At 71.9% G+C, this 16,574-nt stretch carries 11 protein-coding genes; 2 read left to right on the top strand and 9 right to left on the bottom strand.

The window, feature by feature from the left end; all coding sequences use genetic code 11:
- The first annotated feature begins 36 nt into the window (after positions 1-36).
- Complete coding sequence (locus tag JKJ07_RS13640) at positions 37-1,860, top strand: amylo-alpha-1,6-glucosidase (RefSeq protein WP_202991883.1); 1,824 nt, start codon at positions 37-39, stop codon at positions 1,858-1,860.
- Here JKJ07_RS13640 and JKJ07_RS13635 read toward each other — a convergent pair.
- From JKJ07_RS13635 to JKJ07_RS13625, 3 genes are all read right to left on the bottom strand, one after another.
- Complete coding sequence (locus JKJ07_RS13635) at positions 1,851-4,847, bottom strand: PAS domain-containing sensor histidine kinase (protein WP_202991882.1); 2,997 nt, start codon at positions 4,845-4,847, stop codon at positions 1,851-1,853. The two genes, JKJ07_RS13640 and JKJ07_RS13635, sit on opposite strands and share 10 nt — an antisense overlap.
- Before the next feature lie 178 nt (positions 4,848-5,025).
- The gene (locus JKJ07_RS13630) at positions 5,026-5,403 is read right to left on the bottom strand and encodes a hypothetical protein (protein WP_202991881.1); all 378 of its coding nucleotides are present in this window, start codon (positions 5,401-5,403) and stop codon (positions 5,026-5,028) included.
- Positions 5,404-5,879: 476 nt separating this feature from the next.
- Positions 5,880-7,310, bottom strand: coding sequence for an NAD(P)/FAD-dependent oxidoreductase (locus tag JKJ07_RS13625; protein WP_202991880.1), 1,431 nt, complete (start codon positions 7,308-7,310; stop codon positions 5,880-5,882).
- A gap of 44 nt (positions 7,311-7,354) precedes the next feature.
- Between JKJ07_RS13625 and JKJ07_RS13620 the strand changes: the two genes are divergently transcribed.
- A complete protein-coding gene (locus tag JKJ07_RS13620) occupies positions 7,355-7,963 on the top strand; it encodes a TetR/AcrR family transcriptional regulator (protein ID WP_307834249.1) in 609 nt (202 codons plus the stop codon).
- 13 nt (positions 7,964-7,976) lie between these two features.
- On the opposite strand, the gene JKJ07_RS13615 is transcribed toward JKJ07_RS13620, so the two are convergent.
- The 6 genes from JKJ07_RS13615 to JKJ07_RS13590 form a co-directional block, all read right to left on the bottom strand.
- Entirely contained in the window at positions 7,977-9,314 is a 1,338-nt protein-coding gene (locus JKJ07_RS13615) for an ABC transporter ATP-binding protein (protein WP_202991878.1), read from the bottom strand.
- A complete protein-coding gene (locus JKJ07_RS13610) occupies positions 9,311-10,066 on the bottom strand; it encodes an ABC transporter permease (protein ID WP_202991877.1) in 756 nt (251 codons plus the stop codon). Before JKJ07_RS13610 ends, JKJ07_RS13615 begins: the two co-directional genes overlap by 4 nt.
- Positions 10,059-10,910, bottom strand: a complete 852-nt coding sequence (locus tag JKJ07_RS13605; RefSeq protein ID WP_202991876.1) for an ABC transporter permease — start codon at positions 10,908-10,910, stop codon at positions 10,059-10,061. The genes JKJ07_RS13610 and JKJ07_RS13605 overlap by 8 nt, the downstream gene beginning before the upstream one ends.
- Positions 10,911-12,029, bottom strand: a complete 1,119-nt coding sequence (locus JKJ07_RS13600; protein WP_202991875.1) for a polyamine ABC transporter substrate-binding protein — start codon at positions 12,027-12,029, stop codon at positions 10,911-10,913. It lies immediately after the preceding gene.
- A 106-nt stretch (positions 12,030-12,135) separates the two neighbouring features.
- Positions 12,136-13,197, bottom strand: coding sequence for a protein kinase domain-containing protein (locus JKJ07_RS13595; protein WP_202991874.1), 1,062 nt, complete (start codon positions 13,195-13,197; stop codon positions 12,136-12,138).
- Entirely contained in the window at positions 13,190-16,573 is a 3,384-nt protein-coding gene (locus JKJ07_RS13590; protein ID WP_202991873.1) for a serine/threonine-protein kinase, read from the bottom strand. Before JKJ07_RS13590 ends, JKJ07_RS13595 begins: the two co-directional genes overlap by 8 nt.
- Position 16,574 lies beyond the last annotated feature (1 nt).

The following is a 16,574-nucleotide window of genomic DNA, read 5'->3' as shown; positions in this document are numbered from 1 at the left end:
ACCGTCTGATTCTGCCCGACAACGAGAGGTCATCGGATGGCTACGTTCGGCTCACAGACGTGCGGGCGGCTCGACGAGGGCGCCACCCGCGAATGGCTGGTTCCGGACGGGTGCGGCGGCTATGCGATGGGCACCGTGAGCGGCCTGCGCACCCGGCGCTACCACGGGCTGCTCGTCGTGGCGGGCGACAACCCGGCCCGCCGGCACCTGGGCCTGGCCTCGCTCGACCCGGTGCTGACGTTGCCCTCCGGGGTTTCCGTACGCCTGGCCACGCACGAGTGGGCGGACGGGACGATCGCCCCGCGCGGGCACGAACTGCTCGCCGGGTTCACGCTGGTCGACGGTCTGCCGCGGTGGCGGTGGCGGATCGGCGACGTCGTGCTGGAGCGCGAGCTGGCCATGATGCTCGGGCGCCCGGCCGTGGCGGTGGTGCACCGGCTGCTCGGCGGCGGGCCGGTGGGGCTGTCGCTGGAGGCGATCTGCACCTGGCGGGACGGGCACGGCGAGCGCACGGCGGACGGTCCGGCCCCGGTCGTCGAGGCCGTCGAGGGCGGCGTCACGGTCGAGGGGGCGTACCGGTTGCGCGGCCCCGATTTCCGTACGGCGGGTGCCTGGTGGCACGGGGTGCGGCATCGCGAGGAGGCCGAGCGCGGGCTCACCCCGGTCGAGGATCTCTGGTACGCCGGGAGCTTCCACGCCGAGCTGCGCGAGCCGGGCGACACGGCGGAGGTGTCGGGCTGGGCCGGCGACCTGGCCGACGTCCCACCCCCGGCAACCCGGGTCGTCGACGCCGCCCATCAGCGGAACCGGCGTCTCTCCCCGCTCGCCTTGGCCGCTGACGCCTTCATCGTACGCACCCCGAGCGGCCCGGACGTGGTGGCGGGCTATCCGTGGTTCGGGGCGTGGTCGCGCGACACGATGCTGAGCTACGAGGGCCTGTTCCTCACGACCGGGCGCGCCGGCGAGGGGCGGGCGCTGCTGCGGGCGTACGGGGAAACGCTCTCGCGGGGAATGCTGGCCAACACGGCCGACACCGGCGACGTGGAGTACAACACGGCCGACGGCACGCTCTGGTTCCTGCACGCGGTGGACCGGCACGTGACCACGACGGGCGACACCGACCTGGCCGAGGAGCTGCGCCCGGCCCTGCTCGGCGTGATCGACCACCATGTGCGGGGCACGCGCTACGGCATCGCCTGCGACCCGGCCGACGGGCTGCTCACCCAGGGTGCCGACGGCGAGGCCCTGACGTGGATGGACGCCCGCGTCGACGGCGTGCCGGTCACCCCGCGGCGGGGCAAGGCGGTCGACGTCAACGCGCTCTGGATCAACGCGCTGGCCGGCTTCCCCACCCACAAGCGCCTGTACGACACCGCCCGCGCGAGCTTCGCCCGCCGGTTCCCGTCCCCGGCGGGCTGGCTGCACGACGTGGTCGACGGCCCGGACGGCGACGACGCGACGCTGCGCCCCAACCAGCTGCTGGCCTGGTCGCTGCCGTACGCGCCGCTGCGGCCCGGCCCGGCCATCCTGCGGACGCTCGGCGCGGCCCTGCTCACCCCGCTCGGCCTGCGCAGCCAGGCCCCCGGCACGCCTGGTTATCACGGCGCCCACCGCGGCACCCCGGCCGAGCGCGACGCGGCCTATCACACGGGCACGGTCTGGCCCTGGCTGCTCGGCCCGTACGCCACCGCCTGGCACCGCTTGGGCGTCGAGGTGGTCGCCGACATCGACGCCCACCTCGGCGAGTACGGCCTGGGGTCGATCTCGGAGACCGCCGAGGGCGACGCCCCGCACACCGCGACCGGCTGCCCGTTCCAGGCGTGGTCGGTCGCCGAGGTGCTGCGGGCCAGCTACCTCTGACGGGCCTCGAAGTCGAGGGTCGGCGCGGGCAGCGACATCGTGAACTCGGTGCCCCCGTCCGGGGCCGGGCGGGCGGTCAGGGTGCCGTCGTGGGCGTCGATGATCGCCTTGGTCACGGCCAGGCCCAGGCCGGTGCCCTTGATGCCGGCCTGGGTCGCGTTCGAGGCTCGGAAGAAGCGGCTGAACAGGTGCGGGTACTGCTCGGCGGGGATGCCGATGCCGTTGTCGCTGATCGTGATGACCACGGCGTCGCCGTCGTGCTGGGCCGTGACCGTGACCGTGCCACCCTCGGGCGTGTACTTGACCGCGTTGGACAGCAGGTTGTCCAGGGCCTGGCGCAGCCGCTGCGGGTCGGCGTAGACGCTGAGCTCGGGCTTGATCGAGGCGTGCACGGTCAGGTTCTTGGCGGCCGCGCTCGGCTGGTGGGCGTCCACGACGTCGTGCAGCATCGCGTCGGCCGGCATCGGGCACGGGTTGATGCTGATGTGTCCCGCGTCGAGCCGGGCCAGGTCGAGCAGGTCGTCCACGAGATCCTGCAGGTGCCGCGTGGTGCGGTCGACGACCGACGCGTGCTTGCGCTCGGCCCCCGAAAGCTCCGGGCTGTCCAGGAGAATTTCCGTGTACGCCTTGATGACGCCGACCGGGTTGCGCAGCTCGTGGATGACCAGGGCGGACAGCTCGTCCTTCATCCGGTCGAGCTGACGCAGCTGCTCGACCTGGTCGCGTTCCTGGTCGAGCAGGCGCTCGCGCTGGTCGGAGAGCTCGTGCCGCTCGGTGACGTCGGTCGAGAGCCCGTCGACGAACAGCTTGTCGCCCTCCTTGCGCGCGGCGGCGCGGGTCCACACCCAGCGGACCACGCCGTCGAAGCCGACCACCCGGCACTCGACCTCGGCGTGCTCCCCGGCGGCGAGCTTGCCCTTGAAGTCGTCGAGGATCGCGACGTCGTCGGGGTGGACGCGCTCGCCCAGCGTCGTCGGGTCCTCGACGGTGACCTCGCGGCCGAAGACCGCGCGGCCGTTGGGGCTGCCGTAGACGAGACGCGCCTGTTCGCCGGGAACCGCCTCGACGGTCCAGACGTAGTCGTTGACCTGCGCGACGATCCGGTCGAAGTTGCGGCGGGCGTCGGCCAGCATCAGCGACATGTCCTCGGCCCAGCGCCGCTCGACGAACCGGCCCAGGTGGGCGCCGACCGCGTCGAGCATGCCGACGAGGTCGGGGTCGTGCGGCAGATCCTGGTCGGTGTAGAAGGCGAGCACGCCGAGCACGCGCCGGCCGGACAGCACGGGCACGCCGACGGCGACCCGGATGCCGACCTCGTGCAGCGCGGCACGGCCGACGTCCTTCATGTCGGACGGCACCTCGCCGGTGTTCCACCAGACCTCGCCGTTGCGCGCCCAGACCAGACCGGGCAGGCCCTCGCCGCGCTCGAAGGTCAGCGGCACGTCGCTGCTGAAGGCGGACAGGTCGCGGTCGCCGGTGGTGTACGAGCTGTGCCGCACGATGGTCCGCCGGTCCTCGGTCAGCTGCCAGTACTCGCCGACCGTCCAGCCCAGCGCCTTCGTGATCGCGGCGACGGCCTCGATGCTGGCTTCCTTGGCGTTGGTGGCGTCGGAGAGCACCTGCGCGACGGCGTGCCGGGCGCGGCGCAGCTGCTCGGCCCGGTGCGCCTCGGTGATGTCGTGCAGGGCCACCACGGCCCCGAGCTTGCGGTGGTCGCGGGTCTCGATCGGGCTGCCGTTGGCCACGAACCGGCGCCACGAGTTCTCGGTCTTGACCAGCATCTGCCGGCCGCGGACGCTTTCGCCCTCGTACGCGCGGCGCAGCGGCAGATCCGCCATGCGGGTCCGCCCGTCCGGCTCGTAGACGTTGTAGATCTCGGTCCACTCGTCGGCCGGGGTGTTCGGGTTGACCTCGCGCCCGCTCACCTCGCGGGCGGCCCGGTTGACGAAGGTCAGGTTGCCGGCGGCGTCGCACGCGGCGATGCCGACGTCGACGCTGTCCAGCACGGCCTGCAGGAACGCGTGCTCCTCGTCGGCCTTCTGCCGCTGCTTCTCCATCTCGGCCGCGGCGACGAGCCGGCCGGTGATGTCGGTGAGGAACGTGTGACAGACGATGCCGCCGGGCTCCTGGACGACCTGCAAGGTCATCTCGGCCGGGAACTCCCGGCCCGAGCTGGTGATCGCGGCGATGCGCCGGTGCTGCCCGGACAACTCGGTGATGCCGCCGGCCTGGACCCGCTTCATGTCGGCCAGATACTGCGCCCGGAACCGCTCCGGGACGATCAGGTCGACGATGTTGCGGCCCAGGGCGTCGTCCGCGGCATGGCCGAACATGCGCTCGGCGGCCGCGTTCCAGGCCGTGACGGTGCCGTCGAGGTCGGCGGAGATGTAGGCGTCGTGGGTGCCGTTGACTACCGCGGTCATCCGGGCCGACGAGATCGAGTGCTCGGCCCGCGACAGGCGCAGGGCGACCTCGGTCTCGGCCGCCTCGGCCAGGTCACGCAGCAGCGCGAGGTCGTCCTTGGTCCAGACCCGGGGCTCGGAGTCGAGCACGCAGAACGAGCCGAGCACGTGGCCGTCGGGGGTGCGCAACGGCATGCCGGCGTACGCGATGGCCTTGTAGTCGGCGATGGCCGGGCTGTCGCTCAGCCGGGTGTCAAGGCGGGCGTCATCGACCACGAGGGCGGCTTGGTCCTCGACCACGAACTTGCAGTACGAGTGGGACAGCGGGGTCTGCCGGGTCACCGCCAGCTCGCCCGTGAGCCCGTACGCGCTGGCGAAGCGCTGACGCTCGGTGTCGACCAGCGAGACGAGCGCCGTGGGCGCGGCCAGGATGCGCGCGGCCAGCTTGGTCAGCCGGTCGAACGCGTCCACCTGGCCGGCTTCGAGCAGACCTGTGGCCCGCAGGGCACGAAGGCGCCCGGAGCTCTGCAGCGACGTACCCGGTGAGGTCAGCACGGGGGAGATATCGGTGCCGGGCGGCCGCACTTGAGAGATCTTCGCCGGCCGAACGTCCGGGTGGAAAGATCGGACGAAAGGACGAGCGGCAGACTTTCAGAGGAAAACCCGTTACCAATTTCCTGTGAATTGGCTGTGCAACGAATAACAAAAGCGAAAGGCGCGCCCGTCGCCGGGTGCGCCTTTCGCTTATTCAGAGCCCGTCGGCTCAGCGGTGGCCGTGCCCGTGACCCTTCGGGCCCTGCGGGTGACCCCACGGGCCGTTGCCGTGGCCGCGGACGTGCCACTGCGCCTCGAGGGCGACCCAGCCGCGCTTCGGGCCGCGCTGCACCCGGTCACAGTCGAAGTCGTCCCACTTCTTGTGGAACTCACCGATCTTGCCGGCCCGGTTGCAGGCCTGCTTGGTGCGGTAGTAACCGACGACCCGCTCCTTGGTCTTGAACTTCGGAGCCTTCGCCTGAACCTGCGTGGCGTGGCCGGCCGCGGCGGGGGTGGCCGGGGTCGCCGACGCCGGGCCGACGCCCATCGTCAGGCCGACACCGAGCGCGATGCCGGTCATCGTCAACATGCGCGTGACCTTGTTCATGACAACGCCTTTCTCTCTGTTCACCGAGCTTTGCCCGATGAGCAGATATTAGGGAAGACGTCGCTTTTGTCCGGCCCTGAAACACGCCACGAAAGGGTGACCCTTTCTCGCCGGCAATCAATTGATCTTGCAATTAATCGAAATTGCTCGGCCCATTTGATCACCTCCCACAGCAGTCACATCCGGCCCAGCCGGCCGCAGTCGATCTCAGCCGTTTCCGCCGCTCTCGCGGGCCTCGGGCGGCTACGCGGATCCCGGGCGGCCGGGGCGGCACCGCGGATCCGGGCGGTCTCGGGGCGGGGCGGCTCCGCCGGTCTCACGGGTCTCGGGCGACTCCGCGGATCCCGGGCGGCCTCGGGGGGCGGCACCGCGGACCCCGGGCGGCCTCGGGGCGGGGCGGCTCCGCCGGTCTCGCGGGTCTCGGGCGGCTTTGCCGGTCTCGGCGGTCTCGGGCGGCTTTGCCGGTCTCGGCGGTCTCAGCTGTCGAAGCCGACGCCGAAGCGGTCGAGCAGCCGGAGCCAGGCGCCGCGCCGCCCGCCGTTGGCGTCGGCCCGCACCATCTGCTGCCGGGTCAGCGCCACCACGGGCCACCGCACCGGCTCCGGCGGAAACGGGATGCCCCGGCGGCGCACTATCGACAGCCCGGTCAGCTCGGTGGACTTCCCGCTCAGCAGGTCGAGAGCCACCCGCGCCCCGAAGCGGGACGACGCCACCCCCAGGCCGGTATAGCCCACCGCGTACGCCACCCGGCCGCCGTGCGCCGTCCCGAAGATCGGCGTGAACCGGCTCGTCGAGTCGATCACCCCGCCCCACCGATGGGTGAAGCGCAGCCCTTCCAGCTGCGGAAACGTCTCGAAGAAGTGCCGCGCGAGCAGCTCGTGGGTGGCCGCCCGCTGCTCGTAGGCCGCCCGCACCCGCCCCCCGAAGTGGTAGATCGCGTCGTACCCGCCCCAGAGAATCCGCCCGTCCGCGGTCGGCCGGTAGTAGTGGAACTGGTTCCCGTTGTCCGTCAGCCCCTGCCGCTCGCCCCACCCGACCGCGCCCCACTGCGCCTCGCTCAGCGGCTCGGTCACCAGCACATGGTCGTAAACCGGCAGCACATAGGGCCGCACCCGTCGCAGCGGCGACGGATAAGCGTTGGTCGCGATAAGCACTTTCTTGGCCCGCACCCGAACCCGCCGGCCCCCACTCGCCCTGCTCCGGCCGTCCCTCTCCACCGCCACTTCAACTTCGAGGCCCGATTTATAACGACTTATGGTGACGACCGGCGAGTGATCGTGCCGACGGGCGCCTAGCGACTCCGCCAACCGCGCCAACCCGTAGGTCAACGCCGCCGGATCGACCAGCCCGCCCGACTCATGGATCCGCAGCCCGCCCAGGTAGGTAGGCGAGTGCACATCCGCCCGCGCCTCCTCCGCCGAGAGCAGCGTGACCCGATCCCCCGCGTCCTCGTAGAGCCGGGCCAGCGCCGCCAGCTCCCCCACGTGGTGCGGCGCGGTCGCCATCGTCGTCTTGCCCACGAGCCGCAGGTCGGCGTCGATTCCCGCCGCGGCCAGCGTCGACGCGATCTCGGCCACGTTGCGCCGCCCCAGCTCGATCAGTCGCCGCTGCTCCTCCGGCCACCGGGCCTGCCCGTGCCCGATCCCGTGGGTGAGCGACTCGCTGACGAACCCGCCGTTGCGCCCGCTCGCGCCGTACCCGATACAGGCCGCCTCCAAGATCAGCACGTCGGCGCCCGGGTCCTCGTGCAGCGCCTGCACGGCCGCCCACAACCCGGTGAACCCGCCGCCCACGATGACCAGGTCAGCCGAGTCCCCGTCACGCACCGGCGGCTCCTCCGCAGGGGCACCGCCCCGGGAGGTCCAGAAGACTGCGGGCTCGGCGTCGGCCAGGCTGTTCTTGATCATGGGCGGTCCATCCTCCCCGAATGCGGCGCGGATACTGTTCGGGGGTGACGACTCCTCGCAAGCGCCGGGCCGACCGGCGGGGCGATCTCATCGAGGCCGCCCGCCGGGCCATGGTGCGGCACGGCACCGACGGGGTGCAGATCAAGCAGGTCGCGGCCGAGGCCGGCCTCACCTCGGGGGCGGTGCTCTATCACTACTCCGACCTGCAGGACCTGCTGATCGACGCGCACCACGCGGGCATGGAGCGCTTCTACGAGCTGCGGGTCAAGCGGATCGCCGAGGTGGCCGACCCGGCCGAGAAGCTGGTGGTCACCGTGCGCTCGGGGCTGCCCGACGGGCCCGACGACACCGACGTACGGCTGCTCTGCGAGCTGGGCGGCGCGGCCGGTCGCAACCGGGTCTACGCGGCCCTGCTGACCACCCTGTACGACCGGCAGGTCTCGATGTATCAGACGATCCTCGAGCAGGGCACGGCCCAGGGCGTGTTCACGCTGACCGGCACCACGCTGGCGATCGCCCGCAACCTGGTCGCGCTCGAGGACGCGTACGGGTATCGGATCGTGGCCCGTCATCCGACCCTGGGCGTGGCCGAGGCGGAAGAGCTGATCCTCGACTACGCCCGCGGAGTGACCGGCCACCAGCTCACGGCATGACCCGGCCATCAGCTCACGGCTCGACAAGGACCGCGTCCTCGGCCGCCCAGCCCAGCTCGACCGCATCCCCCGGCGCCACGCGAGGCGCGCCGTGCTGATGCACCGTGATCGTGCCACCCGGAGAAAGCGACATTTCCGATTTGTCGTTTAAGAGGGATGAGGCGGCGAGAGAGGGCGGGGCCGTTGAGGAAGGTGGGGTGGCGGAAGAGAGCGGGGCCGTTGAGGAAGGTGGGGTGGCGGGAGAGAGCGGGGCCGTTGAGGAAGGTGGGGTGGCGGAAGGGGGCGGGGCCGTTGAGGAAGGTGGGGTGGCGGAAGAGAGCGGGGCCGTTGAGGAAGGTGGGGTGGCGGAAGAGAGCGGGGCCGTTAAAGAGGGTGGGGCGGCCGGAGAAGGCGGGACGGCTGAGGACGGCGAAACAGCTGAGGACGCCGGCGAGAGCGACACAGTGATACGCGAGAGGCCGCCGTAGAAGCTGACGTCGAGGACGCGGCCGGCGAGTGGTCCGCCCGAAAGCGAGACCTGCTCAGGCCGTACGGCCAGGATCGCCGGGTACCCGGGAACAGCGGCGCCCGGACGGGCGGGCAGCGAGCCGAACTCCGTCGAGGCGAGTCCGCCGGCCACCGCCGTACCGGGGAAGAAGTTGTTGGCGCCGATGAAGTCCGCGACGAAATGTGTGGCCGGGGAGCCGTAGAGGGTCACCGGGTCGGCCACCTGCTCGACGGCGCCCTGGTTGAGCACGGCGATCCGGTCGGCCATCGACATCGCCTCCTCCTGGTCGTGGGTGACGACGACGAAGGTGATGCCGACCTCGTGCTGCAGTTGCTTGAGCCAGAGCTGCATCTCGGCCCGCACCTTGCGGTCCAGCGCCGACAGCGGCTCGTCGAGCAGCAGCAGCCGGGGCCGTTTGACGATCGCCCGGGCCAGCGCGACCCGTTGCCGCTGGCCGCCGGAGAGTTGCTGCGGGCGGCGTTTCGCGGCGTGCGTCAGGCCGACCCGTTCGAGCACCTCGTCGACGCGCTGCTTGATCTCCGTCTTGGGGCGGCGTTCCCGTTGGAGCCCGTACGCGATGTTCCCGGCCACGGTGAGGTGCGGGAAGAGGGCGTACGACTGGAACATGAGGTTGATCGGGCGCTGGTGGGCCGGCACCCGCGTGAGGTCGTCGCCGGCCAGCGTCACGGCCCCCTCGTCGAGCGTCTCGAACCCGGCCAGGATGCGCAGCAGCGTCGTCTTGCCGCAGCCGCTGGGCCCGAGCAGCGCGAAGAACTCGCCCTCGCGGATGTCGAGCGAGACCCCGTCGAGCGCGGTCACGTCGCCGAACCGCCGGCGTACGTCGCTGATGCTCAGCAATGTCATCGGGTGCCTGCCAGTCGGGTCAGGCGCTGCACGGCCAGGATCGCGGTGAAGGTGACCGCGAGCAGCACCGTGGCCAGCGCGTTGATCTCGGGGGTGACGCCGAACCGGACCATCGAGTAGATGACGATCGGCAGGGTGGGCGACTGCGGCCCGGCGGTGAAGAACGCGATCACGAACTCGTCGATGCTGAGCGTGAACGCGAGCAGGGCACCCGCCACCACGCCGGGCGCCAGCGACGGCAGGGTGATCCGCCAGAACGTGGTGAAGCCGTTGGCGCCCAGGTCGCGCGACGCCTCCTCGAGCGACGGGTCGGTGGTGGCGAGCCGGGTGCGCACGACGGCGGCGACGGCCGCGGTGCCGAAGACCGCGTGGGCCAGCAGCACGGAGTAGAGCCCGAGGGTGAGCTGCACGAGCGCGTAGAACGCGAGCAGGCCGATGGCGAGCACGATGTCGGGCAGGATCACCGGCAGCGTGGCGATCGCGTCGAGCAGCTTCGAGCGGGTGTGCCGGGCCAGGCCGACCGCCAGCAGCGTGCCGAGCACCGTGGACAGCGCGGTCGAGCCGGCCGCCACGATCAGCGTGTTGCCCAGGCCGGTGCGGATCTGCTCGTCGGCGGCCAGTTCGCCGTACCACTTGAGGCTGAACCCGCTCCAGTTGAACGGCGAGTCGCCGGCGTTGAACGACATCACCACGACGACCACGATCGGCACGTAGAGGAAGACGAAGGTCAGCCAGAGCGGGACCCTACGCATCGCGGCCTCCCTGCAGCCGGCGCGCCGACCAGGCCTGGAGCATCAGCAGCACGACCAGCATCGCGACCACGGCCAGGGCCAGCGTCGCCCCGAACGGCCAGTCGCGGGCCTTGAGGAACTGGTCGCGTACGAGGTTGCCGACCATCGCGGTCTGCCCGCCGCCGAGCAGCTCGGGCACGACGAAGTTGCCGATGCTGGGCACGAAGACGAACACACAGCCGGTGATGACCGCCGGGAGCGACAACGGCAGCGTGACGCTGAGGAACGCGCGGGCCGGGCGGGCGCCCAGGTTCGCCGCGGCCTCCAGCAACTCGTCGTCCATCCGCTCGAGCGCGGCGCACAGGGGCAGGACCATGAGCGGCAGATACGCGTAGAGCAGCCCGGCCACGATCGCGGGCCGGCGGTAGAGCAGCTGCAGCGGCTCGTCGATCAGACCCCAGCCGGTCAGGGCGTCGTTGACCAGGCCGGCCGGGGAGAGCAGGACGATCCAGGCGTACGTGCGGATCAGGAAGTTCGTCCAGAACGGCAGCACCAGCGCGATCAGCGCCACCGTCTTCCACTTCGGGGGCAACTTCGTGATCGCGTACGCGGTGGGGTAGCCCAGCAGGAGGGCGAGGACCGTGGTCACCCCGGCCAGCTTGACCGAGGTGACCAGCACGTCCAGATAGAGCGGGTCGAAGAGCCGGGCGAAGTTCTCCCCGGTCGGCTCGTGGACCAGCCCGCCGAAGCGGCCGCGCTGAAAGATCGAATAGGACAGCACCAGCACCAGCGGCACCACCATGAGCGCCGTCAGGTAGGCCAGCCCCGGCCCCAGCAGCGTGAACCGCTCCCCCAGCCGGCGCATCTAGCTGGCCGCGACTTCCGTCACGATCCGGCTGTAGTCGGTGGCCGCCTCGCCCAGGTCGACCAGCGTCTCCTGCTTCATCAGCTCGGCCGGGGTGATCCCCAGGTTGGGATACTTCGTGGCCAGCGCCGGGTCGAGCTTCTCCATGGCGGCCTTGTTGGGCACCTTGTAGAGGATGTTCTCGACCGCCCAGGAGTGGATCTCCGGGTCGAGGATGTAGTTGATGAAGGCGTGCGCGGCCTCCTTGTTCTTCGAGGTCTTGAGGATCACCATCGTGTCGACGAAGAGGTCGCTGCCCTCCTTGGGCACCGTGAACTTGATCTTCGCGTTGTCGGTGATCCCGTAGTTGCACCAGCCGTCCCACGCCTCGACCAGCGCCGCCTCGCCCGAGACGAGCCGCTCGTAGAAGGTGGTGTCGTCGAACGCCAGCAGGCCCGGCTTGGCCGCGAGCAGCTTCTCCTTAACCTTGGCCATCTCGTCGGCGTTCTTGGTGTTGGCCGAGTAGCCGAGGGCCTTCTGCGCGGGCAGCATCAGCCAGCGGTCGGTCTGCAGCATGGTGATCTTCTTGGCCAGTTCGGGCTTCGGGGTCAGCAGGTCGTTCCAGCTGTCCGGGTCGTAGCCGGTCAGGTCGCTGCGGTAGCAGAGCCCGGTCGTGCCCCAGGTGTAGGGCACCGAGAACTTGTTGCCGGGGTCGTAGGCGAGCTGCGCCGCCTCGGGATAGAGGTTGCTCAGGTTGGGGATGAGCTCGGGGTGGATCGGCTCGGTCAGCCCCTGCTCGGCCAGCGCCTGGGCGAACGGGCCGGAGACGAACGCGACGTCGATGCCGCTGTCCCCGCCGGCCGTCAGCTTGGCCATGACCTCCTCGTTGGTGGCGTGCTTGGTGACCGTCACCTTCGAGCCGACCTTCTGCTCGAACTTGGCCGGGAGGTCCTCCGGCATATAGGCGTCCCAGTTCGAGACGGTGAGTTTCTGGGTCTTGAGGTCCGCGCTGGGGTTCAGCGCGTCGGGCTGGGCCGCCGACGTCGCGGCGTCGTCACCACCGCACGCGGCCACGGCGAGGGCCAGCGCGGTCACCACGGCACCGGCCAGGGTCCGGCGAATCGCAGGTCTACGGGACACGAGGTTCTCCTCCGCCAGTTGGGAGTTCCGGCCTGGCGGCGAGTGTTCCATCACGCGTCAGCTCAGACAAGAGCGTTCTCGCGCTCGTGAGCTGGTAATTTGCAATTTACTTGAATCGCGGTTCAGAAACATTCTCGGTCAGGGCGGCGTCGATCTCGGCGGCCAGCGCGGCGGGCAGGGCCGGCAGTCTTTCCCGTACGGGCACAGGCGGCTCGCGCAGCACGACGGCGACCGGGTCGGCGCCGGCCGGGAAGTCGCGCGGCGGGGAACCGGTGAGCATCCAGTACAGACAGGCGGTCAGGGCCCACCGGTCGGCCTCGGGCCGGGCGTACTTGTAGTCGATCACCTGCCGCCGGGGCATGAAGGCCACGCTGCCGGCGATCGCCCCGGTCGGCGTACGGCCGCTCAGCCCGGCCTGGTCATACGCCTTGGCCAGCCCGAAGTCGGCCACCTTGAGCCGCCCGTCCGCCGTCAGCAGCAGGTTCTGCGGCTTGATGTCGCGGTGCACGAGCCCACGCCCGACCGCGGTGGTGCCGTCGGCGTGCACGACCGGGATCTCGGCGCTGTGCGCGTACTTCAGCGCGGCCGCCGCCTGCCGCGTCAGATCAAGAGCCTTCTCGACCCCGTACGGGCCATGGTCGGCCACGCTGCCGCCGGCGCAGTACTCGGCCACGAAGCCCAGCGGCTCGGCCAGGCTGCGGTGGAAGCGCACGATGTTCGGGTGGTCGAGCGCCGCCGTGCACTCCAGCTCGCGCCGGAACAGGTCGGTCGCGCCGGGCGCGGTCAGGGTCTTCACCGCGACCAGGCTCCCGTCCGGCTCACGGGCCAGATGCACCACGCCCTGGGCGCCGCGGCCCAGCTCGCGCAGGATCGTCAGGCCGTTCCGCGTCACTCCCACGCGCGCGACCGTGTCGCCCAGCCGCAGCTCGTCGCCGTCGTGCAGCTCCCGCTCGCCGTCGATCGGAACCCCGTTCACGGATGTCCCGTTGCGGCTCCCGAGGTCACGGACGGCGACACGATCCGGCCGGACCACCAGCCGGCAGTGGCGCCGGGACACGCGGCGGTCGGTCACCTGGACGTCGCACGCCGCGTCACGCCCGAGCAGCACCTCGGCGTCGCCGGTGAAGACGCGACCCGCCCCGCCGACGACCAGGGTGACCTCAGTCAACGTCGGTTTCCCAGGCCAGCTCCCACGCCCGCAGGCCGCCGCCGATGTCGACGGTGACCATCGCCGTGCCGAGGTCGTCCAGCTGGATCACGTGCAGGCCCGCCTGGTGGCCCTCCAAGGTCCGCAGGCAGCGCCCGGTGGCCGTCGCCCAGATGCCGACCGTGTCCGACAGGCCCGCCACGACGGCAAAGGTGCCATCCGGGCCCAGCGCGAAGTGCACCGGGTCCTCCGGCAACGACAGCTCGTGGCGCACCTTGCCGGTGGTGGTCTCCCACACGAGCAGCCGGCGCACGTCCGAGGTGGCGGCCAGCCGCCGATCGGGGGTGAAGGCCACATTGCCGACACTGGTTCCGGTCGGACCGCGACTCTCGAAGGCGAAGCGCTTCTTGCCGCGGGCCGCGTCCACCCCGGTCAGCAGCCCCATCTCGTCGATGAGCACGGTGGACCGGTCGGGCGAGAAGTGCAGCCGGGTCTCGCGCCAGAACGGCACCCGCCGCTTCCAGTCCGGGCGCCGGGTGTTCGGCCGCCACATCCGGACCTCGCCGCGCTGGTCGAGACAGGCCATGCGCGGGTCGTCGGGGTCGAGGGCCACGGCCGTGATCGGGTGGTCGGAGGCGCGGATCGAGAACAGCTTGACGCCGGTCTCCAGACCACGCAGCCGCAGCACACCGGACTCCTCGCCGTACAGGATCCGCTCCCCCGCCCGGTCGAGGTCGAAGGCGGTGATCGCACCGGTCTCGCCGGTGAGCTCCTCCACCCCGCCGTCGGAGATGTCGAGCAGCCGCAGCGTGCCGTCCCAGGTGAGCACCACGAGCAGCCGTCCGCCGCGGGCCCAGCGGATCTCCCGGGCCTTGCCGCCCGGCGCGAAGTTGCCGGCGATCCGGTGCTCGGCCACGTCCAGCAACGCCACCTGGCCGGTCCACCGCCCGGTCGCCAGGAGCAGACCGTCGCGCCGGAGGGCGGCCGTCGGGGGCTGGGTGAAGAAGTCGCGCCCGTCCGCGCTGAAGGTCTCCCAGGCGGCGATCAGACCGGCCCGGCGGCCGTGCGGGAGCAGTGACCGCCACCCGTTCAGCACCTCGGCATGCCGGTCGTATCCGGGCAGCTCGCGGGCCGCGCGCAGCAGCTCCGCGACCTCGGCGAACCGGCCCGCGTCGAACCCGGCCCGGGCCCGGGCGATCAAGTCGTCGAAGGACTCCTGGACCCGATGCAGCTCGGGCGCGGACCGGGGCCGGGCATAACACCAGGGGGCCCGATATCCGGAGCCCGGCATCGCCCGCAGCACGACCTGGTACGGCCCGCCGAGGGCCACCACGCTGCCGTCCGGGCTGACCGCGCCGGCCTCCACACCGAGCATGAGCTCCGGCAGTCCGTCGTCGAAGGCCCGCACGCTGCGCCCCGCGCGCGGGTCGAGGATCCGGGCCGACCGGGAGGGGCCGCCGGCCAGCAGCCCACGGGCGCCGGGAGCAAGGGCCAGGACGATCTCGTAGCGCAGCCGGTGCGACGCCTCGCCGACCACGGCGGCCCGGCGGGCGTCCCACACCACCAGCGGCCCGTTTTCCCAGGCGGCCACCGCATGTCGCGCGTCGGCCGACACCACGACCTTGTCGCCCCGGAAGTGCACCCACGGGGCGCCGGAGGCGAGGGTGCCGCGCCGCGGACCGGTCCACACCGCCACGCACTCGCCGGTGTCCACTGCCCAGTGCCGGACAGTGCCGTCGCCCTCCTCGCGGGTGATGTTGCCGCCGAACGACGCGGACAGCACCCGGCGCCCGGTGCGGCTCAGGGCCAGCGAGGTGATCCGGTCGGTGTGCCCGGTCAGCACGACCGGGCCGCCGAGCGCGCCGATCTCCCAGACCTCGATGCGGCCGCTGCCGTGCCCGGCCGCCACGAACCGGCCGTCGCCGCTGAGCGCCACCGACGTCGCGCCGGGCACGGACCGCTGCCAGCCGCGCGGCACCCCCTCGGCTACGTCCCACAGCGTGAGCGAGCCGTCCTCGCGCAGCACGGCGGCGAGCAAGCCGGTCCCGTCCACGGCTAACGCCTCGACCGCGGCCCCGTCGGCCAGCCGCTGCGGCTCGCCCCGGGCGGGCGTCCACCGGTGCAGGCCACCGCCGCGCACCGCGAACAGCACATGCTCGCCGCCGGGCCCGGTGGCCATCACGCGCACCTCCCCGGCCGGCGCCTCGGCGCTGATTCCCGGGGCCCGGGTCGCCCGTTCCCGCAGCGCGGCCACCGCCTCGGCCGACGCCGGATCGGCCGCGGCCGCCTCGCGCAGCAGCTCGCCGGCCCGGTCGTCCTCGTGCCGTTCCAGCTCGACGCTGCCCAGCAGCAGGGCGCCCCGGCCGGGCTCGGGATCGCCGCCGGCCGCGCGGGCCGCCTCCAGCCCCGAGACGACCTCCTCGCCGGTGACCGTGCCGGCACGCCAGCGGTGCAGGCCGAAGTTGTAGACCGACGGGAGGTGGTGCGGGTCGGCCGTGATCGCCTCGCGCCACAGCATCTCGGCCTCGTCGACGCGGCCCAGGTCGAGCAGGGACAGCGCCTGGTTGGACAGGCCGTCCGAGCGGAGCAGGGCCGGGCGGGGCGCGGGCCGTGGGTATCGCGTTCCCGTCAGTGCCTCGTACAGGGAACTCAGGCGCTCGATCAAGGCGCCGAAGCCGTCCGGCCGCTCGGCGAAGCAGGACGCCAGTAAGGCGTGCATTTCGGGCGCGAGCTCTACAGTCTCCAGCGCCTCCGCCGCGGCCTGGCCGTATCGGGTGAAGCGCCGCCCGGCGACCATCTCGGCCACGGTGATCGCCCACGACCAGACGTCGGTGGCCGGAGTCAGCCGGACGCCGCGATCACCGGCCGCCGCGGCCGCCTGCTCGGGCGAGAAATACGCCGGGGTGCCACCGCCGAAGGTGCCCTCGCTCGCGGCCACCGCCAGCCCGAAGTCGGTCACCTTGGCCGTGCCGTCCGGCTCCAGCATCACGTTGGCCGGCTTCATGTCCTGATGCACGAGCCCGTTGTCGTGCGCGTGCTGCAGCCCCCACGCCGTCTGGATCGCGATGTCGACCTTCCCGGCCTCGTCGAGCCGCCCGGCGCGGATCGCCTCGGCCAGGCTGCCGCCGTCCACCCACTCGGCGAACACCCGCGGCACCCCGTCGATCCGGCGGACGTACACGCAGTTCACCGTGTGCGGGTGCAGGCCGAGCCCGACCCAGGTGCCCGCCTCGGCCTCGAACCGCGCGAACGAGGCCGGCTCGAGCGGCGTCTTGACCGCCAGATCGACCTCCCATTCGAGGTGCCGCACCCGGTTCACGACACCCATGCCGCCGGCCTTCGACTCGCCGGTCACCTCGTACTGCCCGAGAACGACCTCCCCCGTCGTCCACGGCATG

The sequence above is a fragment of the Paractinoplanes lichenicola genome, from assembly GCF_016785085.1.
Classification (GTDB): domain Bacteria; phylum Actinomycetota; class Actinomycetes; order Mycobacteriales; family Micromonosporaceae; genus Actinoplanes; species Actinoplanes lichenicola.
This window is presented reverse-complemented; position numbering and strand designations above follow the sequence as displayed.

What these genes read in the sequence shown, in the direction of transcription:
- JKJ07_RS13590 (WP_202991873.1), bottom strand. Translation starts at nt 16,573, where the DNA reads ATGCCGTGGACGACGGGGGAGGTCGTTCTCGGGCAGTACGAGGTGACC.
- JKJ07_RS13605 (WP_202991876.1), bottom strand. Translation starts at nt 10,910, where the DNA reads ATGCGCCGGCTGGGGGAGCGGTTCACGCTGCTGGGGCCGGGGCTGGCC.
- JKJ07_RS13625 (WP_202991880.1), bottom strand. Translation starts at nt 7,310, where the DNA reads ATGATCAAGAACAGCCTGGCCGACGCCGAGCCCGCAGTCTTCTGGACC.
- JKJ07_RS13615 (WP_202991878.1), bottom strand. Translation starts at nt 9,314, where the DNA reads ATGACATTGCTGAGCATCAGCGACGTACGCCGGCGGTTCGGCGACGTG.
- JKJ07_RS13610 (WP_202991877.1), bottom strand. Translation starts at nt 10,066, where the DNA reads ATGCGTAGGGTCCCGCTCTGGCTGACCTTCGTCTTCCTCTACGTGCCG.
- JKJ07_RS13640 (WP_202991883.1), top strand. Translation starts at nt 37, where the DNA reads ATGGCTACGTTCGGCTCACAGACGTGCGGGCGGCTCGACGAGGGCGCC.
- JKJ07_RS13630 (WP_202991881.1), bottom strand. Translation starts at nt 5,403, where the DNA reads ATGAACAAGGTCACGCGCATGTTGACGATGACCGGCATCGCGCTCGGT.